Origin of the sequence: Steroidobacter denitrificans (assembly GCF_001579945.1) — a bacterium.
Lineage (GTDB): Bacteria > Pseudomonadota > Gammaproteobacteria > Steroidobacterales > Steroidobacteraceae > Steroidobacter > Steroidobacter denitrificans.
The window spans coordinates 120,086-143,989 of sequence record NZ_CP011971.1 but is presented as its reverse complement, the minus strand read 5'-3'; the positions used below and the strand labels follow the sequence as shown (position 1 = coordinate 143,989).

General features: G+C 62.6%; 20 protein-coding genes. 10 read left to right on the top strand and 10 right to left on the bottom strand.

Annotated elements, in window-relative coordinates:
• The first annotated feature begins 5 nt into the window (after positions 1 to 5).
• Positions 6 to 554: an SPOR domain-containing protein gene (locus ACG33_RS00580; RefSeq protein WP_066917888.1), complete on the top strand. Its 549-nt coding sequence runs from the start codon at positions 6 to 8 to the stop codon at positions 552 to 554.
• Between the two features lie 68 nt (positions 555 to 622).
• Here ACG33_RS00580 and ACG33_RS00575 read toward each other — a convergent pair whose 3' ends face one another.
• The 6 genes from ACG33_RS00575 to def form a co-directional block, all read right to left on the bottom strand.
• Complete coding sequence (locus ACG33_RS00575; protein ID WP_066917887.1) at positions 623 to 1,978, bottom strand: sigma-54-dependent transcriptional regulator; 1,356 nt, start codon at positions 1,976 to 1,978, stop codon at positions 623 to 625.
• Positions 1,975 to 4,200: an ATP-binding protein gene (locus ACG33_RS00570; RefSeq protein WP_066917886.1), complete on the bottom strand. Its 2,226-nt coding sequence runs from the start codon at positions 4,198 to 4,200 to the stop codon at positions 1,975 to 1,977. Before ACG33_RS00570 ends, ACG33_RS00575 begins: the two co-directional genes overlap by 4 nt.
• Positions 4,182 to 4,814, bottom strand: coding sequence for a DUF4390 domain-containing protein (locus ACG33_RS00565; RefSeq protein WP_066917885.1), 633 nt, complete (start codon positions 4,812 to 4,814; stop codon positions 4,182 to 4,184). The genes ACG33_RS00570 and ACG33_RS00565 overlap by 19 nt, the downstream gene beginning before the upstream one ends.
• A 30-nt stretch (positions 4,815 to 4,844) precedes the next feature.
• Positions 4,845 to 6,314, bottom strand: coding sequence for a 16S rRNA (cytosine(967)-C(5))-methyltransferase RsmB (rsmB, locus tag ACG33_RS00560; protein ID WP_066917884.1), 1,470 nt, complete (start codon positions 6,312 to 6,314; stop codon positions 4,845 to 4,847).
• Complete coding sequence (fmt, locus tag ACG33_RS00555; protein WP_066917883.1) at positions 6,311 to 7,273, bottom strand: methionyl-tRNA formyltransferase; 963 nt, start codon at positions 7,271 to 7,273, stop codon at positions 6,311 to 6,313. Before fmt ends, rsmB begins: the two co-directional genes overlap by 4 nt.
• Before the next feature lie 73 nt (positions 7,274 to 7,346).
• Positions 7,347 to 7,892, bottom strand: coding sequence for a peptide deformylase (gene def / locus ACG33_RS00550; protein ID WP_066917882.1), 546 nt, complete (start codon positions 7,890 to 7,892; stop codon positions 7,347 to 7,349).
• Positions 7,893 to 8,243: 351 nt separating this feature from the next.
• Between def and ACG33_RS00545 the strand changes: the two genes are divergently transcribed.
• From ACG33_RS00545 to aroE, 8 genes are all read left to right on the top strand, one after another.
• A complete protein-coding gene (locus ACG33_RS00545; protein ID WP_083536308.1) occupies positions 8,244 to 9,371 on the top strand; it encodes a LysM peptidoglycan-binding domain-containing protein in 1,128 nt (375 codons plus the stop codon).
• Between the two features lie 114 nt (positions 9,372 to 9,485).
• A complete protein-coding gene (gene dprA / locus ACG33_RS00540) occupies positions 9,486 to 10,622 on the top strand; it encodes a DNA-processing protein DprA (RefSeq protein ID WP_066922619.1) in 1,137 nt (378 codons plus the stop codon).
• Between the two features lie 5 nt (positions 10,623 to 10,627).
• Entirely contained in the window at positions 10,628 to 11,107 is a 480-nt protein-coding gene (locus tag ACG33_RS00535; protein ID WP_066917880.1) for a DUF494 family protein, read from the top strand.
• A 61-nt stretch (positions 11,108 to 11,168) separates the two neighbouring features.
• Positions 11,169 to 13,868: a DNA topoisomerase I gene (locus ACG33_RS00530; protein ID WP_066917879.1), complete on the top strand. Its 2,700-nt coding sequence runs from the start codon at positions 11,169 to 11,171 to the stop codon at positions 13,866 to 13,868.
• A 14-nt stretch (positions 13,869 to 13,882) separates the two neighbouring features.
• The gene (hemF, locus tag ACG33_RS00525) at positions 13,883 to 14,803 is read left to right on the top strand and encodes an oxygen-dependent coproporphyrinogen oxidase (protein WP_066917878.1); all 921 of its coding nucleotides are present in this window, start codon (positions 13,883 to 13,885) and stop codon (positions 14,801 to 14,803) included.
• Between the two features lie 200 nt (positions 14,804 to 15,003).
• Positions 15,004 to 15,915: a 23S rRNA (adenine(2030)-N(6))-methyltransferase RlmJ gene (locus ACG33_RS00520; RefSeq protein WP_066917877.1), complete on the top strand. Its 912-nt coding sequence runs from the start codon at positions 15,004 to 15,006 to the stop codon at positions 15,913 to 15,915.
• Between the two features lie 298 nt (positions 15,916 to 16,213).
• The gene (gene hemB / locus ACG33_RS00515) at positions 16,214 to 17,227 is read left to right on the top strand and encodes a porphobilinogen synthase (protein ID WP_066917876.1); all 1,014 of its coding nucleotides are present in this window, start codon (positions 16,214 to 16,216) and stop codon (positions 17,225 to 17,227) included.
• A 130-nt stretch (positions 17,228 to 17,357) separates the two neighbouring features.
• A complete protein-coding gene (gene aroE / locus ACG33_RS00510) occupies positions 17,358 to 18,155 on the top strand; it encodes a shikimate dehydrogenase (RefSeq protein ID WP_066922617.1) in 798 nt (265 codons plus the stop codon).
• Positions 18,156 to 18,208: 53 nt separating this feature from the next.
• Here the strand turns inward: aroE and ACG33_RS00505 are convergent, their stop codons facing one another.
• Positions 18,209 to 18,742: a gamma carbonic anhydrase family protein gene (locus tag ACG33_RS00505; RefSeq protein WP_066922615.1), complete on the bottom strand. Its 534-nt coding sequence runs from the start codon at positions 18,740 to 18,742 to the stop codon at positions 18,209 to 18,211.
• Positions 18,743 to 19,020: 278 nt separating this feature from the next.
• Here ACG33_RS00505 and ACG33_RS00500 point away from each other — a divergent pair, with 278 nt between their 5' ends.
• Positions 19,021 to 21,048, top strand: a complete 2,028-nt coding sequence (locus ACG33_RS00500; protein WP_066917875.1) for a M3 family metallopeptidase — start codon at positions 19,021 to 19,023, stop codon at positions 21,046 to 21,048.
• A 272-nt stretch (positions 21,049 to 21,320) separates the two neighbouring features.
• Here ACG33_RS00500 and ACG33_RS00495 read toward each other — a convergent pair whose 3' ends face one another.
• From ACG33_RS00495 to ACG33_RS00485, 3 genes are read right to left on the bottom strand one after another with little or no spacing between them, the layout of a single operon-like run.
• On the bottom strand, positions 21,321 to 22,382 hold the full coding sequence (locus tag ACG33_RS00495; protein WP_066917874.1) for an alkene reductase: 1,062 nt from the start codon (positions 22,380 to 22,382) through the stop codon (positions 21,321 to 21,323).
• A 1-nt stretch (position 22,383) separates the two neighbouring features.
• Complete coding sequence (locus tag ACG33_RS00490) at positions 22,384 to 23,013, bottom strand: nuclear transport factor 2 family protein (RefSeq protein ID WP_066922613.1); 630 nt, start codon at positions 23,011 to 23,013, stop codon at positions 22,384 to 22,386.
• 5 nt (positions 23,014 to 23,018) lie between these two features.
• Positions 23,019 to 23,801, bottom strand: coding sequence for an SDR family NAD(P)-dependent oxidoreductase (locus ACG33_RS00485; RefSeq protein WP_066917873.1), 783 nt, complete (start codon positions 23,799 to 23,801; stop codon positions 23,019 to 23,021).
• Positions 23,802 to 23,904 lie beyond the last annotated feature (103 nt).

Below are 23,904 nucleotides of genomic sequence, written 5' to 3'. Positions count from 1 at the left end.
GCAGAATGGCGCGCGACTACAAACACCGCAAGCGGCGCACCGGCGGTTCGAGCCTGTCCGGCACTGCCGGTTTCGTCAGCGGCCTGGCGGCGGGACTCATCGTAGCGATGGGCGTGTATTTGTACGATCGCCGCCCGGAGGCGCGACGGGCGCCGCCCGCAGCGTCGATGCCGCAGGATGAAACACCGGCACAGCCCGCACCTGCCTCCCAGGATGCCGCGACACAGTTCGATTTTTACGAAATGTTGCCGAAGTTCGAGGTCGTAGTGCCGGAACAGGACGGCGGCAGTCCGACCACTCCGGGCCCCGTACAAAAACCAGGCGCCTACATCCTGCAGGCCGGCTCATTCCGCAATCTCGTCGATGCGGATCGCATGCGAGCCCTGATCGCCATGCAGGGTGTCGAATCGAAAATCCAGAAAGTGACTATCGACAAGGATACCTGGCATCGTGTGCGCGTAGGCCCCATCGCCAACCTGAAGCAGCTGGAGGATACGCGCAGCAAACTGCGCCAGGCCCGCGTCGAAGCGCTGGTCATACGCGTGGGAGAGTAGGCCGCCGGCGGGCGCGATCGGCGAGCATCGACACCTCGAACCACCGCCGCCACGGAAACCGGGTCCGCTCACTCCTCCGCCAGCTGCCGGAAGTCCACGCCGAGGGACCTGAGCTTGCGATACAGGTGGGTGCGCTCCATTCCGACCCGCTTGGCCAGCTGCCCGACCTTGCCGTTGCACAGGATCAGCTGCTGCTGCAGGTAGGCGCGCTCGAAGTGCTCGCGTGCTTCGCGCAGCGGCAGCGCCAGCAGATCCTGCTTCACCAAAGGTTCGCTCATCGGCGCATGCGTCGTCAGTTCGCGCTCGATCTCATCGAGTCTGATTTCCTCCTCGCCGCCAAGAATCAGCAAGCGCTGCACCAGGTTGCGTAGTTCACGCACATTGCCGGGCCAGGGATAGTTACGCAGGCGATTCTGTGCGGCAACGCTGAAACGACGCAGCGGCAGGTGCTGCTCATCAACCAGACGATCGGCATAGTGGCGCAGCAGCTCGGGTACGTCCTGCGCATACTCGCGCAGCGGCGGCACATTCAAGGTAATGATGCTTAGTCGTGACAAGAGTTCCTGGCGGACGTCGGCGCTCAGAAAGCACGGGGTCGCCGAGGCCACGACGCGCACATCGGGCTTGATCGGTGTGGCGCCGCCGACGCGCGCGAAAGTCTGGGTCTCCAGTGCGGCGGCCAGCAGGCCCTGCGCCTTGGGCGGCAGATCCTCGATGCCGTTGATGAACAGGATGCCGCCGGAGGCCTGTTCGAACACGCCGGCATGTACCCCATCGGCGTCCTGAGTGCCGTGCAGAATGGCCGCGGCGCCTTCGTCGCTCACGCCGGTGGCTACCAGCTGAACGAACGGTCCCTGGACACGGGGGCTCAGAGAATGCAGATAGCGGGCGAACGCCTCACGTCCCGAACCTGGTTCGCCCACGATCAATACCGGCGTTTCATGAGGCGCGATCTGCTCCACCTGCTCACGCAGGGCGCGCATGACACGACTGCGGCCCACCGGAGCGATGAGCTGCGGCACCAGCGTGCGGCCTGTCTGGCGCTGTCTGCTGCGCCCGGATTCCAGCGCCCGCTCGACCGTATGCAGCAGCTTGACCAAGGACAAGGGTTTTTCGATGAAATCGAAGGCACCCAGGCGCGTGGCTTCCACTGCCGTTTCCACGGTGCCATGCCCCGACATCATGACGACGGGGCAGGACGCGCCATCGATCTGCGTCCATTCGCGCAGCAAGGTGATGCCATCGGTATCCGGCATCCAGATATCCAGCAACACCAGGTCCGGATCCTGTTCGGCGCGGCTGGCACGTGCTTCGGCCGCATCGGCGGCGACCTCCACGTCGTAACCCTCGTCCGCGAGGATATCTTTCAGGAGTTCGCGGATCTCCGCCTCGTCATCGACTACCAGAATGCGCGCTGCGCTCATGTACGTTCCCTCCTAGGTCCGCCACGCCGTTCCCGGGCCGAACCGCCGGTTCGGTCCACCGCGATGAGCGGCAGCTCGAGGCGTATTCGCGCGCCGCCTGAGCGCGCATTGTCCGCATCTATGGTGCCGCCGTGTTCTTCGACTATCTTTTTCACGATCGCCAACCCCAGACCCGTGCCTTTCGGCTTGGTGGTCACGTATGGATCGAACACCTGACCGATGACATCAGGCCTGAATCCAGGACCATTATCCTCGACGATGATCTCGACCGCCGCGCCGCCGGAGTGATCAAGGTGCCGCGTTTCGATCCGGATCCGCGGATCCTCCATGCCTTCCAGTGCCTCACTGGCATTCGCCAGAAGATTGTGGACGATTTGGCGCATGCGTCCACGGTCGGCCTCGATCTGCGGCAGCGTCGTATCGAGCCGCAGCCTGATCCAGTCGGTACGAATCTGTCCACGATACAGCTCCGCCACCTCGCTGATCAGCTGATTGAGGTCGAAGCGTGACACATCCATTTCCGGTGCGCGCGCATATTCACTGAAGGCGTTCACCATCTCTTTCATGGATTCGACCTGTTGCACGATCGTATGTGTGGCACGGTCCAATATCTGCGCCTGCGAAGCCTCCATGGTGTCCAGAAGCTTGCGACGCAGACGCTCCGCCGATAGCTGAATCGGCGTGAGCGGATTCTTGATTTCATGGGCAAGCCGGCGCGCAACCTCGCCCCAGGCGGCATCGCGCTGCGCCTGCAGCAGCATGGTGATGTCGTCGAATACGATGACGAAACCACGAGGACCACCGTCTTCGCCCGACAAGGTGGTGCAGGCACACATCAGGATCCGGCGCGAGGATTCGCCCTGCAGCACCATTTGTTCGCGCCATTCGGTTTGTCCCGCTTCCAGATGTCCGCTGCAGGCGAATGCGAACTGCCCCAGGAGGGAGTTCGGCGAGCCCGACCTCGCCAACGATTGGCCGATCAGAGCGGCCATATCTGCGTCCAGGATGGAGCCCGCGGCCTCGTTGGCGGTGCGCACCGTCAGATCAGGCTGCAGCGAAACGACCCCCGTCGACAGGCGTGCCAGGATGACCGCAAGGTTGGCGCGTTCGGCTTCGACCGCTTGCTGGCTGCGGGCTGCCTCCTCCCGGGCTTTCGCCAGCCGCTTGGTCATGTCATTGAAAGAATGCACCAGGATGCCCATTTCATCGTGCGAGGTCAGCGGCAAACGCAGGTCGAAATCGCCCTTCGCGACGGCGCGGGTACCGGCCACCAGGTCCTGAATGGGGCGAACCAGGCGCCGCGCCGCCCAGAAGGCTCCATAAAGTGCCGCAAACAACGACAGCAGCAGCACCAGGGTCAAGGTCAGGGTAAAACTGGTCTTGAGCGGTTCGCGCAGCCGCGCCTTTTCGCCATAGCGCTGGTAGGAAGATTCCACCGTATCGGCGAGCTCGCCCAGGCGACGTTCGATCGGATAGATCGCCAGCAGCATGCGCGGCTCGTCTCCAGGGTGCATCTGCGGCACTTGCACCGCGGTGCGTACCAGATATCCGCCGCCGGCCACAGGATCGAGCGTGACGTAATCGCGGCCCTGCCGCACCTGCATATACGCTTCCTCGCTGGGGCGCATCGGTACGATCTCCGCCGGCCGATCGGAACTGGTGGCGAGGATACTGCTGCTGGAGCCCAGCAAAGTCAGTTCGAAAGCTGCGCTTTGTTGACGCATTTCATCGAGCCGCGGCACCGGGTCGAGTGGATCCTGCGCCAGCTGCCGTGCCAACAGCCGGGTGCGATCCAAATGTTCGCGCATGCGCAGGTCCAGCGCCGCACGCGACAAGGTCAGCGCATCTTCCAATCCCTGGCGAATCTCCACGTGGAACCAGCTGTCGATGCCGCGATTAAGAAATACGACGGAAAAATAGAACACCAGCAGCAGCGGGACCAGAGCAACGGTAGCCGACATCGTGACCATCCGCGCTTCCAGCCGCGAGCCGACGACCCGCCTGCGCCAGTCCCGTACCAACTGCGTCAAGCGGCCGGCGATGAGTATCAGCAATACCAACAGTCCGGCGACGTTGACGCCGACGATGAAGGGATGTGCGTCGCTGAAATGCGCCGACTGCTGCACCGTGTGGGCCATGATCAGCAGCGCCGCCACCCACAGCCCCGAGCCGATCAGCACCAGGACCGACACGAGCGTACGTTTCAGAGTTGCGGCGACCATGTATACCACTCGGTCCGCTGGCGCCAATCGTCGACCCAGAACAACAGGAAGCGCAAGGTATCCGGCATGGTGCGAACGTCCAGGGAAGCGCGCAGGCTGATCTCGTGACGGCTGCCCGGTCGGATCAGCGTCTGATCCAGAATCGGCAGATTGCTGATGACCCGTAACTGGTTCAACGCAGCATCCAAGGTGCCATGGGAGGTCTGTTCACCGCTGTTCAAATTGCGCACCAGGTAGCGCTCGCTCAGGGCATGAAATGACACCTCGTAGTTCTGACTGAGCGCCGCAACGGTCTCATCCAACCAGAAGTTGCGCTGCCGCTGCACGACGATATCCACACGCAACAATAGTGGTGCACCGTCGCGAATGGCCGCGCGGGCCTCCTGCGGCAGATGAAAGTCGATCGTCGCGTTGAGCTGATAAACCTGTTCAGCAGGCTCTACATAGGCGGAGCGGATCTCGAAGCGGCCTGGACCCGTACGCTGCTCCGGGGGATCGGCACTCATTGCCTGGCCGCCGCCCAAGGCGACACCCGGATTCAGCAACACGCAGGCGGCCACGAGTTTCCAGACGCAGATGCACACGCGCCCGGCATCGTGCAAGAAACCGCGCATCCAGCGGTGATGTCGCAGGCTCGCTGCCACTCATCGTCCCTTTGTTTTTTCTAGGCAAGCATAATAGAAACCGTCCATGCCGGCGGTTCCCGCGGCGATCCGGCGGCCCACAAGGCGACCGGAAGACCGGCCGGGAATTCGGCCAGAAATCCGGTCAGTCTCGATCCCTCGATCAAACCCCAGTGTACCCAGCACGGCGACGGTGATGTCGCGCGCCTCGTCACACGAGGCCAGGAACGCCGCCACGGTGTCATGAGTCTCCGTAAGAAGAGCGGAACAACTCGCATAAACCAATCGGCCGCCCGGAGCCAACAGCGGCCATAGCCGCTGCAACAATTGCAACTGGCGCTCCGCCAGCACGGGGATATCCTCGGCGCGGCGCAGCAGCTTGATGTCCGGGTGACGCCGAATCACGCCGGTCGCCGAACAAGGCACATCGAGCAGGATGCGGTCGAATACAACGCCATCCCACCAGGACTCGGGTGCAGCGGCATCGGCTGCGATCAATTGGATGCGGCTCCTGGACGGAATGGGCAGGACTGACGGGTACGCGCCGAAATGCTCGCCGGTACCCTGCTCGACGGGAAATCCCAGCCGCAGCAGATTGTCCGCAACCCGCCGCAGGCGTTGCCGTGAGACATCGATGGCGACCAGTGAGCCGACCTCGGGTTGCAGTTCGAGCAAGTGGCCGGTCTTGCCGCCAGGTGCTGCACAGGCATCCAGGATCCGCTCACCCGCGCGAGGTGCCAGCAATCTGGCGGCGAGTTGAGCGGCGGCATCCTGCACCGAGACATCACCGCTATCGAAGCCAGGCAGATCGGCGACATCCGCCGCCGCTGCCAGCAGCAGCGTTTCATCCTGGAACTCGCCGGCGACCACCGCCATACCGGCAGCTTCCAGCCGTGCGCGGTATTGCGCTCCCGTGCCGCGCAGGCGATTGACCCTCAGCCAGAACGGTGGATGTTGATTATTGGCATCGAGAATACCTGCAGCCGCCTCGCCCCAATCCTCACGCAAAGCATCGACCAGCCAGCCCGGATGGGCCATGCGCAAGACCGGATCGCGGTCGACGGCGGCGAGCAGCTGCGCCCCTTCACGCTGCGCGCGGCGCAGCAGCGCGTTGACGAATCCCGCTGCGCGAGGATGACCGAGGTGACGCGCCGCTTCAACCGTTTCTGCTATCGCGGCGTGCGCCGGAGTATTCATGTGCAACAACTGACACAAACCCACGATCGAAAGCGCGCGGACGTCCGGGGCCAGAGACTGATTCGGCCGCGAGAGCAGCTTGACAAGCAAAGCATCCAGACGCAGATACCAACGCAGGCTCTCATAGGACAGGGCACGCAGCAATCCACGGTCGTGGCCTGCATGCATCCTCATCCGTTCCAGCGCCGCATCCAATGAGCGGCCGTGTATCGCCACGCCGGCCACAACCCGCGCTGCCTGGGCGCGCAGTTGCGCAGATCGTGCCGAACCAGCCGTTTGTCCTGGACGGCTCACGTTCCCAGTACCACGCCCTCGAGCCGATACGCGTTGACGAAGTCGGCAGCCGGCTGCACCTTGCGCCCGGCGATCTGCACTTGTGTAACTCGCAGCATCCCGCGACCCGTCGCTACCCGCAGACCCATGGCGTCGGCGGCCATGACCCTGCCTGGTACGGCCATCGTCCCACCCATCGCTCCAGTCATCGTCGGGACGTCCTCACAATACGCCTCCCATATACGCAGCTGCCGCCCCTCCCAGCGAGTTTCGGCGATCGGCCAAGGATTGAACGCGCGCACCTGACGATCGATTTGACAGGCGGACACCGACCAGTCGATCAGCGCTTCTTCCTTGCGCAGCTTGGCGGCATAAGTGACGTCCGTCTCGGGCTGAGGGCGAGCCTGTGCCGTACCGATCGCCAATGCGTCCACGGCTTGCACGATGGCGTCGGCGCCCAGCGCTGCCAGCCGATCGTGCAGGGTGGCGGCGGTGTCGCGCAGCTCGATCGGGCAGCGGCGTTCGAGCAGCATCGGACCGGTATCCAGTCCGGCATCCATCTGCATGATCGTCACGCCGCTGACCTGATCACCGGCCAGGATGGCACGCTGTATGGGCGCGGCGCCACGCCAACGAGGCAGCAGCGAGGCATGGATATTCACGCAGCCCAGCCTGGGCAACGCCAGCACGGCAGGCGGTAGAATCAGTCCATAGGCCGCCACAACCATCAGGTCGGCCGCTCGCCGCGCAAGATCCTGCACGGCAGCGGGATCACGCAGGCTGCCCGGCTGTTCCACCGGTAGCCCGTGGCGCAGCGCACATTGCTTGACCGGGCTCATGGCCAACCGCCGTCCCCGGCCGGCCGGCCGGTCCGGCTGAGTGTAGACCGCCACCACCTGATGGCGAGAATCCAGCAGGGCTTCGAGCGCCGGTACCGAGAATTCCGGTGTGCCGGCAAACACTATGGACAAAGCTTTCAAGCGGAGGTCACCGGGTCAGCGGACAAGTTGCGCCAGGAATCGAGGCGGCTGGTCGGGCGCAGGTCGAAGTGTTTCAGAGTGCTGGAACCTCGATGCGCGGGCGCGATCTGCCTGCGGTGGCGCGCTCCTTGCGCTCCTTCTCAAGCTTCTTGCGAATGCGGGTACGCTTCAGGTCGGAGAGGTAGTCCACGAACAACTTGCCGTCCAGGTGATCGATTTCATGCTGGATGCACACCGCGCACAATCCGTCGGCATCGAACTCGATCATCTTGCCGGTGTAGTCCAGCGCACGCACCCGGATGCGCTCGGCCCGCGTCACCTTGTCATAAATACCCGGGACGGACAGGCAGCCCTCCTCGGTTTCCTCGATTCCCTCGCGCGAAAGGATTTCCGGGTTGATCAGTGCCAGAGGTTCCTTGCGGCCCTCGCTGACGTCGATCACCAGGACACGCTGATGCACATTCACCTGGGTTGCGGCCAGGCCGATACCCGGGGCCGCGTACATGGTTTCGAACAGATCGTCGATCAGCTTGCGTACCGCTGCATCGACCTGCTGTACAGGCTGGGCGCGTGTCCGCAGGCGGGGATCCGGAAATTCGAGAATGGGAAGAAGCGCCATGACTGAAACCACAAAGCTGAAGTTATACCCGTCAGAATGCCTGCCTTGGGACTTGCCGGCGAGCTGCCGGGCAAATTGAGAACCACGTCGCGGGGGCGGAATCCTGTTCGTGCAATCGCTGCAAATATGCTGCTAAAGTTAGGTCACGGTTGAACTTAATATCGACCCCGAAGGTGCTGCGTCCGCCTGAGTCGCGAGGTCACCAACCCGCGTACCGTACGGCGCAACGCTCGAGCATTGCTTGCCGCCGTGCCGGAACGCGCCCGAAGGTTCGACCCCGGGCATTATACGGCCGAGGGGGCAAGTCCGGCGCGGGTTCGAGTCGGTCCTTCACTGGAGCTTGTTCGGCGCATGAAAACTGCGAATTTGCCAATGCGGCCTGCGATCCTGCTGAGCCTCATCGCCAGCCTGACCCTTGCCGCCGGTCTGAACGGCGCCGTAGCGCAGGATACCCCTGCGCGCACACTCGCGACCGGCAGCAATATTCCGGTATCGGCGGATGCGCCCGACAAGTATGTCGTCAAGCCCGGTGACACACTCTGGGATATCTCCAAGGTATTCCTGCGCGATCCTTGGTATTGGCCCGAAATCTGGTATGTCAACCCTCAGGTAGCCAATCCTCATCTCATCTATCCCGGCGATGTACTGCAACTGGTCTATGTCGACGGCCAGCCACGCGTAACCTTGGCGCGCGACACGGCAAGCGGCCTCACGCGCCTATCCCCTCGGATTCGTCGAGAACCGCTGAGCCAGGCAGTGACCGCCATTCCCTATGAAGTCATAGCCAGCTTCATGGGCCGCCCCACCCTGCTGGACAAGGACCAGGTGGCGAAGGCGCCCTACGTGGTGGCTATGCGTGACGGACACCTGATCGGCTCGGTCGGCAACGAGATCTACGCTCGCGGCATCGGCAAGGATCCCGTCGATACCCGTCACAGCATCATCCATATCGAGGAACGCCTGTATGATCCGGACGGTGGCGCGCTGCTCGGCTACTCCGGCATCTATGTCGGTTCCGGTCCTATCGCGGTGGCGGGCGACCCCGCAAAGTTGATTCTGACCGACTCGACGCGCGAAGCCTTGCAAGGCGACAAACTGTTCCCGGAGCGCCTGGACGTCAACGTGGACTTCGTGCCGCATGCTCCGAGTGCGGCCGTCACCGCCAGCATCATTGCCGTGCGCAGCCACACCATGATGGGGCAATACCAGGTGGTGGCATTGAATCGCGGCGAACGGCACGGGCTCGAGGCAGGCCACGTCCTGGCAGTCCACCAGGCCGGTGACGTAGTGCGCAACACCTATGCCAGAGGCGGCCTGGCGGCACGCAAGTCCAGAGCTTTATCCGGCCAGAAGATACGGCTACCCGAAGAACGCATCGGCCTGATCATGATCTTCAAAGCCTTCGACCGCATGAGTTATGGGCTGGTCATGGAAACTTCGCACGAGATCCGCCAGGGTGATTCGGCCCGCAATCCTTGATGCCAGAGCCTGAAGAATTACGGCTTGCAGGCTCGGCGATGATTGTCCGGATGACCCCCTCGTTGGCGCAACCCCTTCGGTCCCCATGAAGGAATGACCGCCGGAGCCCTGCTCATGGATGAGCTCCACGCTTGGCTGGTTCTAGCGCGTGCGCCGGGGCTGCATGCCGGCATATTGCAGCCCTTGCTGGCCCTGCTGCACTCACCCACGGCGATTCTCACCAGCTCACCGTCGGCCTTGCGCGCCGCCGGAGCTCCGGCCGCCCTGTTCGACTGGCTGCAGGCGCGTGCCGGCGGAGGCGACCAGCAACGGCTGGCCGAAGATCTGCGTTGGCTGGCCGCGCAGGAACATCATTTCGTACCCTGGGGCAGCGCCGACTACCCGGCACTGCTGGAGCACCTGCCCGATGCGCCCGTCGGCTTGTTCGTGCGCGGCGACCCCGAAGTCCTGGCGCTGCCGCAACTCGCCATGGTCGGATCGCGCAGCCCTACCCCGACCGGCCGGGACACCGCCGGCCACTTTGCCGCCCACCTCGCACGCTGCGGCCTGACGATCACCAGCGGTCTGGCTGTAGGCATAGACGCTGCCAGTCATCGCGGCGCGCTCGATGGAGGCGGCCGAACGATCGCCGTATGCGGCACGGGTCTGGACATCGACTATCCCGGTCCGAATACAGCCCTGGCCGCGGCGATCGCGGCGCAGGGCGCGCTGATCAGTGAATTTCCCCTCGGTACGCCGCCCGTCAGGCACAATTTTCCGCGCCGCAACCGGCTTATCAGCGGTCTGTCTCTGGGAACCCTGGTCGTGGAAGCCGCCACGCGTAGCGGTTCGTTGATCACAGCGCGGTTGGCTGGGGAACAGGGCCGGGCGGTATTCGCCATTCCCGGCTCCATCCACAACCCCCTGGCTCGCGGCTGCCATCAGCTGATCCGGCAAGGAGCGACGCTGGTGGAAACGGCACAGGACATCCTGAACGAACTGAGCCCCTTGCCGCCGGAAACGGGAATGAACGCGGCTACTGCTGGCGCCCGCACCGCCGGTCCGACAGAAGCGGATGCGGGTTCGGTATTGGACAAAGACTATAAAATCTTGTTAGATGCGCTCGGCTTCGAGCCGGCCGGTGTCGATATACTGGTCGCACGTACAGGGCTCAAGGCTGAAGAAGTGGCATCGATGCTGCTGATTCTCGAGCTTGAAGCGCGCATCGAGCCCTGCCCCGGCGGCCTGTATGTCCGGCGCGCCCCGAAGTGAGCAAAATGAAGGAAAGTGTTCTCGATATCCTGATCTACCTGTTCGAGAATTACTTCGATACCGACCTTCACAGCGCACCGGGACCCGACCGCGACACGCTGCGCGACGAATTGGAACGGGCGGGGTTCTCGGAACGGGAAGTCGGACACGCGTTGGAATGGCTGGAACAGCTGTCCGCGGATCCGCCGCACATGGCCGCAACGCCGGCCTCTCGTGCGATCCGGATCTTTGCCTCCAACGAGCAGATTCGTCTCGACACCGATTGCCGAGGGTACATTCTATATCTGGAGAATATCGGCATACTCAATGCGACGCAGCGCGAACGGGTTATAGACCGGCTGCTGGCGCTGGATACGCCGCAGATCGATATCGAACAGGTCAAATGGGTTGTACTGATGGTGCTGTTCACGCAGCCCGGGCAGGAAAGTGCGTATTTACGCATGGAGGACTTGGTATTCGACGACCGTCTGGATGCGGTGCACTGAAACTGTCCGGTAGAGACGAGCGCAGCTGAAGTGCCGCGGTCGACCGCGGTTTTCTTTTTTTATGGACCAGAAGAATCTCGTCATCGTGGAATCGCCGGCGAAGGCGAAAACCATCAAGAAGTATCTCGGCAGTAATTTCGAGGTACTGGCATCCTATGGCCATGTTCGCGATCTGGTGCCCAAAGAAGGCGCGGTCGATCCGCAGCGCGATTTCGCCATGCGTTACCAGATTCTGGACAAGAATGAAAAGCATGTGCAGGCCATCACTCGAGCCCTGAAGAAATCGGACGCCCTGTATCTGGCCACCGATCCGGATCGCGAGGGCGAGGCCATCTCATGGCACCTCGCGGAACTGCTCAAGGAACGCGGCGCACTCGACGGCAAGGACGTACACCGAGTGGTGTTCTACGAGATTACGCGCAATGCCATCCGCGAGGCGATTCAACATCCGCGCGGTATTTCCCAGGATCTCGTCGACGCGCAGCAGGCCAGGCGTGCGCTCGACTATCTGGTCGGCTTCAACCTGTCGCCGCTGCTGTGGAAAAAAGCCGGTCTGTCCGGTGCGTCCGCGGGGCGGGTGCAAAGTCCCGCGTTGCGCATGATCTGCGAGCGCGAAGAGGAAATCGCGCGTTTCCAGTCCCGTGAATATTGGACGATCGATGCCCACGCCCGGAAAGTCGAGACCGGCAGCGGCCAGACGTCCATGCCGCAGCCGAACCGCGACCTGCCGGGCTTCTTCGCGCGGCTGATCGAATACCAGGGTCGAAAGGTCGAGCAGTTCACGATCACGACCGAAGCCGAGGCCGGCAAGGTACGCGGGGAGATCGAGCAGGCCGCCGGGATTCTCGGCTCCGGAGAGGTTGCCGGCTCAGCTGCCGCGCCGGGCACACTCACTGTTGCGGCGATCGATCGCAAGCAGCGCCGCCGCAACCCGGCCCCGCCCTTCACGACCTCCACCTTGCAGCAGGAGGCCGCCCGCAAGCTCGGTTTCGGCGCTCAGCGCACGATGCGGCTCGCACAGCAGCTTTACGAGGGTGTCGACTTCGGCGAGGGCGCGGTGGGTCTGATCACCTACATGCGCACCGACTCGGTGAACCTGGCCAACGAGGCACTGCAGGAAATCCGCCAGGTCATCGGGCAGCTGTACGGCACCGAATCCTTACCCGACGCCCCGCGCCACTACAAGACCAAGTCCAAGAACGCACAGGAAGCCCACGAAGCAGTTCGGCCAACCTCGGCTGCACTCACGCCGGAGCGACTGGAGGGCAAGATCGATGCCGACCAGTTCAAGCTCTACAGCCTGATCTGGAAGCGGGCGGTCGCCAGCCAGATGGAGCCGGCCGTCTATGACACGGTGGCCGTCGACCTGTTGCCGGGCACGTCCGGCCGGCGCGAAGATGCCGCTGCGGTATTGCGCGCAAACGGCTCGACGCTGGTCAAGCCGGGTTACATCGCCGTTTACAAGGAAGGTCTGGACGACGTCAGCGACGACGACGACGACCGTATCCTGCCGCCCATGGCAGTCGGCGATACGCTCTCGCTGCTGCAGGTCCGCCCGGAGCAGCATTTCACCGAGCCGCCGCCGCGCTATTCCGAAGCCAGCCTGGTCAAGGCGCTGGAGGAACATGGCATCGGACGGCCATCCACATATGCCAGTATCATTCAGACGCTCATCGGCAAGAAATACGCGGAACTGCTCAACCGCCGCTTCGTGCCCACCGATCTAGGCAAGATCGTCAACCGGTTCCTGACGCGTAACTTCCATCACTACGTCGAATATGGCTTCACCGCCAAGATGGAAGATAATTTGGACGAGATCGCCGGCGGCAAGGAAGCGTGGATCCCGGTACTCGAGCGTTTCTGGAAGGAGTTCAAGCAGCGTGTCGATCATGTCGACGAGACGGTGACGCGCGAGGACGTCTCCGAAGCACGCGAGCTCGGCAGCGATCCGCGGACGGGCAAACCGATTTCCGTGCGCTACGGCAAGTATGGACCGTTCGTGCAGCTCGGCACCAAGGATGACGAGGAGAAACCTCGATTCGCCAGCCTGCGCCCGACCCAGCGCATGGACTCGATCACCCTGGAGGAAGCGCTCGAACTGTTCACTCTGCCCAGAACGGTCGGCGAAACGCCGGAAGGACATCCGATCAAGATCGCCATCGGCCGCTTCGGCCCATATGTGCAGTACGGCCAGAAGAAATTCGTTTCCATCAAGGATGATGATCCCTACACGATCGGCCTGTCGCGCGCCCTGGAGCTGATCCGCGCCAAGGAGGAACTCGACGCGAATCGCACCCTCTTGGATTTCCCGGAGGCCGGCATTCAGGTACTGAATGGACGCTTCGGTCCATACATCACCGATCGCGTCAAGAACGCAAAAATCCCCAAGGACCGCGATCCGAAAACCCTGACGCTGGAGGAATGCCGCGAACTGCTTGCCGCCGCGCCGGAACGCGGCAAGGGGCGTTTCGGACGCTTCGCGAAAAAAACCGCAGCAACCGCAGGCGCTACCGCTGCACCTGCGGTTGCTGCGGTAAAGAAGGATACAACCCGAAAGGGCGCTGCGAAGCAGGATGCGTCGGGCGCCGGAACGAACCAGCGCGGTGCGACGCATTCCGCGAGGACAAGATCCGCCGCAGCCACTCCCAAGGCCGCGAGAAAACCGGCACGGAAGGCTGCCGTGAAAAATACCACAGCGGCCCCGACCTCCACGGGGAAAGGAAGAAAACCTGCCGCGAAACGCGCCTCGACTACGAAGTAATCCCGCGAAGCACTATGGATGCGAGTCCCGATCCAGCGCCGGTCATCGCCTATTTGCGCGAACTGCAAAACGGCATCTGCGCGGCGCTCGAGAAAATCGACGGGCAGGCTCGATTCCAACGCGATCGCTGGGAGCGCACCGAAGGCGGCGGCGGAGAAAGCCGCGTACTCAGCAACGGCGCAGTCTTCGAGCAGGCCGGCGTCAATTTTTCGCTGGTAACGGGATCGGTGCTCCCGGTGAGCGCGACGGCGCAGCGTCCGCAGCTGGCGGGCGCGCAGTGGCTCGCCACCGGCGTATCGCTGGTATTGCACCCGCTGAACCCGTTCGTACCTACGACGCATGCCAACGTGCGGTTTTTCTCGGCCTCCAAACCCGGCGATTGCACCTGGTGGTTCGGCGGCGGCTTCGACCTGACCCCGTACTATCCTTTCGATGAGGACGTCCTGCACTGGCATCGCATGGCCGAGCAGGCCTGTGCGCCGTTCGGCGCGCAGGTCTATCAGCACCACAAGCAATGGTGCGACCGCTATTTTTTCCTGAAGCATCGCAACGAGAGCCGCGGCGTCGGCGGACTGTTTTTTGATGATCTGAACCACTGGGACTTCGATCGCTGCTTCGCCTACCAGCAAAGCGTCGGCGATCATTTCCTTCCGGCCTACCTGCCCATCGTCGAACGGCGCAGGGGCTTATCCTTTGGCGAGCGCGAGCGGCAGTTCCAATTGTACCGTCGCGGACGCTATGTCGAGTTCAACCTGCTCTATGATCGCGGCACGGCGTTCGGACTGCAGTCGGGCGGGCGCACGGAGTCCATCCTGATGTCGATGCCGCCTCTGGCTCGCTGGGAATACGGCTGGCAACCACAGCCAGGGTCACCCGAGGCCCGACTCTATACCGACTTTCTGCGCCCGCGCGACTGGCTGAAGGAACTCGCCTAGGACCTGTCGCAAGCACCCGTCCCTGGCACTCGACACCAGGCGGCCACGATGCTCGCTCCCCCGGCGGCCGCTGCTTCGATGCGGTACGGGCGATGCGACAATGCCCGGCACCCCTCACGCAGATCGGACGGTATGCTTGCAGCGTGGGCATGCTGCCTTGAACATGCCCTATCGTCTCCTTCCGTCGGTCCGCGCCAGGAATGAACTATCGCCACGCCTTCCACGCCGGCAACTTCGCCGACGTCCATAAGCATCTGGTATTGCTGTCTCTTCTGGAACGGCTGCAGCGCAAACCCAAGCCGCTGTTCTATCTGGACACCCACGCCGGACGCGGCATGTACGACCTGCGCGGCGAGGCGGCGAGCCGCAGCGGCGAATGGCGACATGGCATCGGTCGGCTCATGGACCTGCACCCAGCGAACGAAGATCTGTGCCGCTACCTGGATGCCGTTCGCGCCGTGCAAACCGTGCCGCGGGAGCCGCCGGCACGGTATCCGGGATCGCCTTTGCTCGCCGCCGGACAGTTGCGCGCGGAAGATCGCATCGTACTGGTGGAAAAGCAGATCCAGGAAGCCCAGGCATTGGAGGAAGCGGTCGGGCGGCGACGAGGTCTTGCAGTGGTCTGCGGCGACGGCTACGCCGCCATGAAAACCTATCTCCCGCCTCGTGAGAACCGCGGTCTGGTCATGATCGATCCGCCCTATGAATCCGACGGCGAGTTCGCCGGTGCACAGCAGGCGCTACAGGCCGGCCTGCGCCGCTGGCCAAACGGCATGTTCGCCCTGTGGTACCCGATCAAAGCGACCCCGGAGGCGGCTCGGCTGCGCGCCGGCCTCCAGGGCAGCGGTCTGCGCAAGCTCTTGAGAGTGGAGCTGCATCTGCATCCTACCGACTCACCGCTGAGGCTGAACGGCTCAGGTCTCATCATCGCCAATCCTCCCTGGCAGTTCGACACCCAGATCCTGCCTGCGCTACAGGATGCCGCGGCCGCCTTGACGCTCGAAGCGGCTGTCGAGCCGCCGCGGGGCATCGGCACCGCCGCAACCGATGCCAGGCCCGCGAGTCCGGGGCACCATCCCTCAGCCGTGGTGGAATGGCTGGCAGGAGAGTGAACGCCCGGACCGCCGGTGCGGCCCAGGCTGCAGCCCTTGGCCGGGCTTCGAGCATCGCTTCGAACAAGGGTTAAGAATCCCCGTGCAGCAACTGATCTGCAGTGATGATTCGAGTCAGCCAGGCTGGACCTCTCTCTGCGCTGTCGCGAATCAGGAAGTCGCAGTGGATGCGATCGTCCCAGGTCGAAACACCCAATTTCAGATCGTGATAACGTATGTGGTCTTCGTTACCATTCAGGCACGGTGCAGCGCGTAGCCATGCGCATCCGCTTACAGGCCTCTCATGTCCAATAGAGCCATGTCCGGCAGAGAAACCGGGGAGTTTCCCCGCACCCGCTTGCGGCGCATGCGTCGTGACGAGTTCTCGCGCCGCTTGATGCGCGAGCATACGCTCAGCGTCGACAATCTCATCTATCCGCTGTTCGTCGTCGAGGGACGGGCTCAGCGCATACCGGTGGAGAGCATGCCGGGCATCGAGCGCGTCAGCATCGACGAGTTGCAGCGGGAGGCCGAGGAACTTGCGGCCCTGGGCATTCCGGCACTGGCCCTGTTTCCTGTCACCCCGGCCGAAGCCAAGAGCGCCGATGGCCAGGAAGCCTGGAATCCCGAGGGACTGGCTCAGCGCGCCGTGCGCGCCGTCAAGCAGGCCGTACCGAAACTCGGTGTGATCACCGACGTGGCGCTCGACCCCTACACCACCCACGGCCAGGACGGCGTCCTCGACGCATCCGGCTATGTGCTCAACGACCTCACGGTCTCGGCGCTGGTCAAGCAGGCGCTTTCGCACGCCGAAGCCGGCGCGGACATCGTCGCGCCCAGCGACATGATGGACGGCCGCATCGGCGCGATTCGCGAGGCAATGGAAATCGCCGGATATGCCAACACCCGCATCCTGGCGTACTCGGCGAAATATGCCTCCAGTTTCTATGGTCCGTTTCGGGACGCGGTCGGCTCGGCCGGCAATCTCGGCTGCGGCGGCAAGCACAGCTACCAGATGGATCCCGCGAACTCGGATGAAGCCCTGCGCGAAGTCGCACTCGACCTGCAGGAAGGTGCCGACATGGTCATGATCAAACCCGGGCTGCCCTACCTGGATATCGTGCGACGGGTGAAGGACACCTTCGGAGCGCCGACCTTCGTGTATCAGGTCAGCGGCGAGTATGCGATGCTCGCCGCTGCCATACGCAACGGCTGGCTGGATGAACGCAGCACAGTACTCGAATCGTTGCTGTCGATCCGTCGGGCGGGCGCAGACGGCGTGCTGACCTATTTCGCGAAACGCGCCGCCGGCTGGTTGAAATCATCGAGCTAGGCATTCCCTGCGATTGCCCAGGAACGATCAGGACCTCACACTCACTGCCTCGATCCACGTGCAGGAACGCGCAGCCAGGAATCCGGTGTCCGCCAAATCCCCCAACGACAAGAACGACAAATATGCCGTGATGGGCCATCCCGTCGCGCACAGCTGGTCGCCGTTCATTCACGGTATGTTTGCCAAGCAAACGGATCAAAATATCAGCTATGGGCGCCTGGATGTCGATCCCGAAGAATTCTCACAGGCCGTCGACCTGTTCTTCACCGACGGCGGCAAGGGGCTCAACATCACCATTCCACACAAGCAGGCGGCCTGCCTGGTGGCACGCTACCGTACGCCGCGCGCAGAAATCGCCGGCGCGGTGAACACCTTGGCGCTGCTGGACGACGGCATACTCGGAGATAACACCGACGGTGCGGGCCTGGTCACGGACCTGACACGCAATCTCGGCTTTACCCTGACAAATGCCCGCATCCTGCTGCTGGGCGCCGGTGGTGCGGCACGCGGTGTCCTCGGTCCCCTGCTGGCGACTGCTCCGGAATCCATCCTGATCGCCAACCGCGGCGTCGAGCGTGCCGGCGCGCTGGCAAAAGAATTCGGCATGCTCGGCAGTGTCCATGCCTGCGGCTTCGGCGATATCGATGTCGGCACGCCCTTCGACCTGGTGCTGAACGCCACCTCGGCCAGTCTGCAAGATACGGTGCCGCCGATTCCCGCTGCGATCGTCGGCGCGGCGGCCCTGGCCTACGACATGGCGTACGGGAAAGGCGACACTGCATTCACTCGATGGGCGAAAATGGCCGGTGTCGGCCGCGCCGAGACCGGTTGGGGCATGCTGGTGGAACAGGCCGCGGAATCCTTCACCCTGTGGCGCGGCATCAAGCCGGATACGAAGCCGGTGCTGGATGCCGTGAAATCGCGATAGGCGGCATCCAGACCCGCCCAGCACTCAAGACCCGGCGAACCTGACCCCAACGATCAGCGCGCCGCCATGTACTCGTCCTTGAGCTTCACGTACTGATTGGCGGAATACGGCAGAAACTCGAGTTCCTGCGCCGTGAGATCGCGCACCCGCCGCGCCGGACTGCCCACATACAGGCCGCGAGCTTCCAGGCGCTTACCGGGAGTGACCATGCTCCCCGCCCCGATCATCACCTCATCCTCGATCACGGCGCCATCCAATACGATCACGCCCATGCCGATGAGACAGGTATTGCCGATCGTGCAGGCGTGCAACACCGCACGATGTCCCACCGTGATGCCCTCCCCCAGGATCAGAGGTCGGCCGCCGGGCACATATTTTCCATCATGTGTCACATGCAGCACCGCGCCATCCTGGATGTTGGTGCGTGCACCCACAGTGATGAAATGTACATCTCCTCGCACCACCGCCGTCGGCCAGACCGACACATCGTCACCCAGCGTCACGCGGCCGATGACGACGGCGGAAGGATGTACGTAGACTCGAGAGCCGATCTCGGGGTGGATATTGCGATAGGTCTGGGTGGACATGAAACAGGCCCGCAGAATCGAAGGGTAGCCGAGAAGATTCACCTTCATGACGGCCCGGTGTCAAGCTGATTGACCCTGCGCACCCAAGCCCGCTGTATCCGATCCAGCCTTCCGGACGCGATACAATGGTCGGACGTTGCCGTCCGGCCGAAACCCGACAGCGACATCCCCGAACGCCGACAGTCCAGTCTGACTACCGGCGATGCCCCACACCCGGCGCGCGAGTCGGACGATCGCATCAGTCCTTCTCGACACGCACCTAACGACCGGACTCACGCATGACCCAGGCCGCCATGATCCGCAATGAACTGCCCGTCTTTTCGGCCATTCGCACCGAAAACATCGAGTCGACCCTCCGCGCGCTACTCGCAGCACACCGCGAACGCCTCACGGCATTGCTGCAATCCAATGCCGCCGGCTGGGACAGCCTGATCGTGCCGCTGGAGGAAATGCAGCATCAACTGGCACGCACCTGGTCACCCATCAGTCATATGAACGGCGTAGTCAACAACGATGCCCTGCGTGCTGCCTATAACGCCTGCCTGCCGCTGCTGACCGCCTGGCAGACCGACCTCGCCCAGAATGAGCGCCTATTCCAGGCTTACCAGGAAATCCTCGCTCGCGAAGCGGCTCAGCTGACCGCCGCTCAACGCAAGTTGATCAATAATGCATTGCGGGACTTCAGGCTTGCGGGTGTGGCGCTGCCCGAAGATCGCAAACAGCATTTCAAGGGGCTGATGGAGCAACTCGTCAGTCTGCAAGCGAAATTCGACGAGAATGTCATGGATGCCACCAACGCCTGGTCGCGCCATGTCACCGATCCCGCCGAACTCAGCGGCCTGCCCACGCCCATTCTCGAACGCGCAAATCTCGCCGCCCGTGCGCGTCAGCTGGAAGGCTGGTATTTCACACTGGATGCGCCGAACTACCAGGCCGTTCTGATGCACGCCGAGCACGAACCGCTGCGTCGGGAATTCTACGAAGGCTGGGTCACACGAGCATCGGACCAGGGGGAATCTGCCGCTTCCGGCTGGGACAACAGCCTGCTGATGACCCGGATTCTCGCCGTGCGCCATGAGATCGCCGCCCTCGTCGGCTATCCGAATTATGCCGAGTATTCCCTGGCGACGAAGATGGCGGGTTCGGTTGCCGAGGTGCGGGATTTTCTTAAGGAACTGGCGCGCCGCAGCCAGCCTGTGGCCCGGCACGAATACGACGAGCTGATACGCTTCGCCGGCCGCGATCTGCAGGCATGGGACGTCGCCTTCCATGCCGAACAGCTCAAGCGGCAACGTTTCGAGGTGTCGGAAGAAGCGCTGCGACCGTATTTTCCGCTGCCCAAGGTGCTTGCCGGTCTGTTCGCCGTAGCCGGCAGACTTTATGGAGTTCGTATCGCCGAGCGCGACGGCGTCGATGTCTATCACCCTGACGTACGCTACTACGACATCCTCGATTCGGACGGATCCGTACGTGCCGGTTTTTTCGTCGACCTGTATGCGCGAGAGAAAAAGCGCAGCGGCGCCTGGATGGATGATTGCGTCGGACGAAAACGCCTGCGGGACAAGCATTCGCTCCCTGTGGCCTATCTGGTCTGCAATTTCATGCCGCCGACAGGCGGCCAGCCTTCTTTATTGACCCACTCCGAAGTCGTCACCCTGTTCCATGAGTTCGGCCATGGACTGCATCATATGCTGACACGTGTCGATTATCCGAGCGTTGCCGGTATCAACGGCGTCCCCTGGGATGCCGTCGAACTACCCAGTCAATTCATGGAAAACTTCGCCTGGCGCGAGGAAGTGCTGCCGCTCATTTCCGCTCATGTGGACAGCGGTGAGCCGCTGCCCCAGACTGAACTCCGGCGCCTGCTCGGCACCCGCACCTTCCACGCCGGCATGCAGACCGTACGCCAGTTGGAATTTGCCCTGTTCGACCTGCTCATTCACAGCGAGTCCGACAACGAGCGGATGCCGGTCACTCACATCATGCGGATTCTCGATGAAGTCCGCGCCGAGGTCGCCGTGGTGCGCCCGCCGTCGTTCAATCGCTTTCCGCACAGCTTTCAGCATATTTTTTCCGGCGGCTACGCCGCTGGCTACTACAGCTATAAATGGGCTGAAGTATTGGCGGCCGACGCCTTCAGTGCCTTCGAGGAAAGCGGCATCTTCGATCCCCAGGTTTCACAACGATTCCTGTCCGCCATCCTGGAACAGGGCGGCAGTCGCGATGCGATGGAAGCCTTCGTGGAATTCCGCGGTCGCAAGCCGCGCATCGAACCGTTGCTGAAACAGCTCGGCCTGGCAGCCTAGCGCCCCCAACTGGCCCCCGGCACCAGGGGCGGTCGAAGCCGCTGCGAGGGTTGGTCCATCCCGCTCATGGTCCTTGCCTGCCACGAACCTGCGTCGAAATCACTTCGTGGCGGGGCTGTCCCGCTCATGGTCCTCGTCTGCCGTGCCTTCGGATTCACGGCAGACGAGGACCATGAGCGGGACGCTCGCATCCAACACCGCGACGCAGCCTGTGTCTGCCGGGTTCGTGGCAGGCAAGGACCATGAGCGGGATGATCTCCGGCATCGGCGAATCAGGTCGGTGCGCAGGGATAGTCGGTATAGCCTGCCGATCCCGGCGTATAGAGCGTCTTGGAATCGAAGTCGTTGAGCGGTAAACCCTCACGCAGACGACGCACAAGGTCGGGATTGCCGATGAAATGACGCGCAAAGGAAATCGCTGCGCCACAGCCCTCGGCCAGCGCCTGCGAAGCGGAAGCGCCATCGAAACCATCATTGAGGATAAGCGGCCCTTTGAAATGCTCGTGCGCAAACCCGAAGGCATCGAAGTCCTCGAGCGGTGAGCGAATCACGTGCAGATAAGTCAGATTCAAATGGGCACTGCCGGAAAGCAGCGCCCCATAGGTCGCTGCCGGTTCCGGATCGATCACGTCATTGAACGGGTTGCCTGGACAAATGCGCATTCCGACCCGGTCGCCGGCCACACCGACCATGGCCTCCAGCGTCTCGATCACGAAACGCACCCGATTGTGCACAGATCCTCCATAGGAGTCGGTGCGTAAATTGGTGTTGGTCGCCATGAACTGCATCGGCAAATAGCCGCTGGTACAGTGCAACTCCACTCCATCGAATCCCGCTGCCAGGGCATTCCGCGTCGCGGCTGCATACTCATCGACCACGCCCTGAATCTCCTCGAGTGCCAATGATCGAGGCAGATCGTGATTCTGCATGCCGGCGACATCGGTATGGACCATTCCGGCTGCACGTACGGCAGAAGGCGCCACCGTCCTTGCATCGGCAGGTTTATTGAGGCGGGAACCCACACGGCCGCAATGCATGATCTGGGCGACGATGCGCCCGCCAGCCTGATGCACGGCATCGGTCACCCGGTGCCAGCCGACGACCTGCTCGCTATTATAGATGCCTGGGGTGCGGCAGTAACCGATGCCATGAGGCGATGGCGCGATACCTTCGGAAACGATGAGCCCGGCGCTGGCGCGTTGCCGATAATACTCGACCATGAGAGCGGTCGGCACGGCGCCGGCTTCGGCTCGTGAGCGCGTCATCGGTGCCATGATCACGCGATTGGAAAGCGCGATATCGCCGAGTTGCAGATGATCGAAAAGCCTCGTCATATCAGCGCACCCGGATCTTTGGCGTCGGCGCACCACGCCGCATGGTTTCGAGGAAATGTTCGACTGGCGCCGGCACGGCCACCTCCGGCAGCTTGTCCCGGTCTGGACGTGTCGCCCAGAATGTCTTCCACGACGGGAACAGCTCATGAAAAGCGCCGTCATACGGCTCCCGCCCCGGCCAACGCATTTTCATATCTCCCACCGGCGGCTTGTTGAGGTCCGTGGCATACCAATAGCACGGCAGTCTGCGCCGGAAATACCAGCGCCCCTCGATGCGTTCGTAGTCATCCCAATACAGCATCTGCATGATGACCCACTCGCCGCCGCACTCGTGCTCGTTCTTGGAATACAGGGCGCCGATCGCGTGGTCCGGGTCCTTGAACTCGATGATGTGCTGGCCCAGATGATGTGAAGTCCCAGTGAACTGGTTACGCAGCGTATCGTCCAACCAGGCCTTCAGGTGTATCCGCCCGACTTTTTCATGGCTGACGCGAATATCAGGGGCGAATAGGTTCACATGTGCGTCCAGGTCACGCATATCGAGGGACAGCGAATACTTGGCAGCGAGCTGCCGAATCTCCTCGATGGATTCGAGACGATCGACGCGCGCCAGGAGTCGGGAATTATCCATGGCCATCAATCGAATGCAGCGGAAGTAAGCAGGGTGGAAGATTGGCCGCCGTCCACCGTCAGTGTGGAACCGTTCACGTACGACGCCTCATCCGAAGCCAGAAAAAGAATAGCGTTGGCGACCTCCATGGGTTGTCCTACACGACGCATGGGAATCAGTTTTTCGGTCTTGCTGCGCAACGCCTCGCTCTTCAGCATCTCGAGCATCGGTGGAGTCTCCACCGTACCGGGTATCACGACGTTGCAGCGGATATTGTGCTCGCCGCCTTCGGCTGCCGCGGCGCGTGAGAAATTGATGATAGCCGCCTTGGCCGCACTGTAGCCCGCCATGTAGGCAGCGCCGGATAGGCCGCAAATCGATGAGACATTCACGATGGATCCGCCCATACCCTGCTGATGCATCAGTTGCATCGCCGCCCGTGTACCCCAAAAAGTGCCATCGAGCGTAGTCGAAAAATTGACATGCCAAGCGGCTGTCGATGTGGCTTCGATCGGTCCAGCAGAATAGGCCATGGCGTTGTTGACCAGGATGTCGAGACGCCCGTGGCATCGCGCCGCATCGTTGATCGCATCGACGTACTGATCCTCATTGCTGACGTCGACCTGCACTGCATATGCCTGACCGCCCTTGGCGCAGATAGCGGCAACGACTTGGTCGAGCAATTCCTTGCGCCGGCCGCAGATGATCACGATAGCCTTTTCTTCCGCGAAGCGGCATGCCGTCGCCGCACCGATACCCGAACCGCCTCCGGTAATGAAGGCAACCTTTCCTTTCAGGCGCCCTGTCATATCGATCCTCTCACTTGAAATCCAAGCTGCGGTTGGGAACGATGCCGCCAACGATGATTATTGGCGCCTAGTCCGATTCGATAAAGGCGAACAACAGATCGGT

What these genes read in the sequence shown, in the direction of transcription:
- ACG33_RS00580 (WP_066917888.1), top strand. Translation starts at nt 6, where the DNA reads ATGGCGCGCGACTACAAACACCGCAAGCGGCGCACCGGCGGTTCGAGC.
- ACG33_RS00575 (WP_066917887.1), bottom strand. Translation starts at nt 1,978, where the DNA reads ATGAGCGCAGCGCGCATTCTGGTAGTCGATGACGAGGCGGAGATCCGC.
- ACG33_RS00570 (WP_066917886.1), bottom strand. Translation starts at nt 4,200, where the DNA reads ATGGTCGCCGCAACTCTGAAACGTACGCTCGTGTCGGTCCTGGTGCTG.
- ACG33_RS00565 (WP_066917885.1), bottom strand. Translation starts at nt 4,814, where the DNA reads ATGCGCGGTTTCTTGCACGATGCCGGGCGCGTGTGCATCTGCGTCTGG.
- def (WP_066917882.1), bottom strand. Translation starts at nt 7,892, where the DNA reads ATGGCGCTTCTTCCCATTCTCGAATTTCCGGATCCCCGCCTGCGGACA.
- ACG33_RS00545 (WP_083536308.1), top strand. Translation starts at nt 8,244, where the DNA reads ATGAAAACTGCGAATTTGCCAATGCGGCCTGCGATCCTGCTGAGCCTC.
- dprA (WP_066922619.1), top strand. Translation starts at nt 9,486, where the DNA reads ATGGATGAGCTCCACGCTTGGCTGGTTCTAGCGCGTGCGCCGGGGCTG.
- ACG33_RS00535 (WP_066917880.1), top strand. Translation starts at nt 10,628, where the DNA reads ATGAAGGAAAGTGTTCTCGATATCCTGATCTACCTGTTCGAGAATTAC.
- ACG33_RS00530 (WP_066917879.1), top strand. Translation starts at nt 11,169, where the DNA reads ATGGACCAGAAGAATCTCGTCATCGTGGAATCGCCGGCGAAGGCGAAA.
- hemF (WP_066917878.1), top strand. Translation starts at nt 13,883, where the DNA reads ATGGATGCGAGTCCCGATCCAGCGCCGGTCATCGCCTATTTGCGCGAA.
- ACG33_RS00520 (WP_066917877.1), top strand. Translation starts at nt 15,004, where the DNA reads ATGAACTATCGCCACGCCTTCCACGCCGGCAACTTCGCCGACGTCCAT.
- hemB (WP_066917876.1), top strand. Translation starts at nt 16,214, where the DNA reads ATGTCCGGCAGAGAAACCGGGGAGTTTCCCCGCACCCGCTTGCGGCGC.
- aroE (WP_066922617.1), top strand. Translation starts at nt 17,358, where the DNA reads ATGGGCCATCCCGTCGCGCACAGCTGGTCGCCGTTCATTCACGGTATG.
- ACG33_RS00505 (WP_066922615.1), bottom strand. Translation starts at nt 18,742, where the DNA reads ATGTCCACCCAGACCTATCGCAATATCCACCCCGAGATCGGCTCTCGA.
- ACG33_RS00500 (WP_066917875.1), top strand. Translation starts at nt 19,021, where the DNA reads ATGACCCAGGCCGCCATGATCCGCAATGAACTGCCCGTCTTTTCGGCC.
- ACG33_RS00495 (WP_066917874.1), bottom strand. Translation starts at nt 22,382, where the DNA reads ATGACGAGGCTTTTCGATCATCTGCAACTCGGCGATATCGCGCTTTCC.
- ACG33_RS00490 (WP_066922613.1), bottom strand. Translation starts at nt 23,013, where the DNA reads ATGGATAATTCCCGACTCCTGGCGCGCGTCGATCGTCTCGAATCCATC.
- ACG33_RS00485 (WP_066917873.1), bottom strand. Translation starts at nt 23,801, where the DNA reads ATGACAGGGCGCCTGAAAGGAAAGGTTGCCTTCATTACCGGAGGCGGT.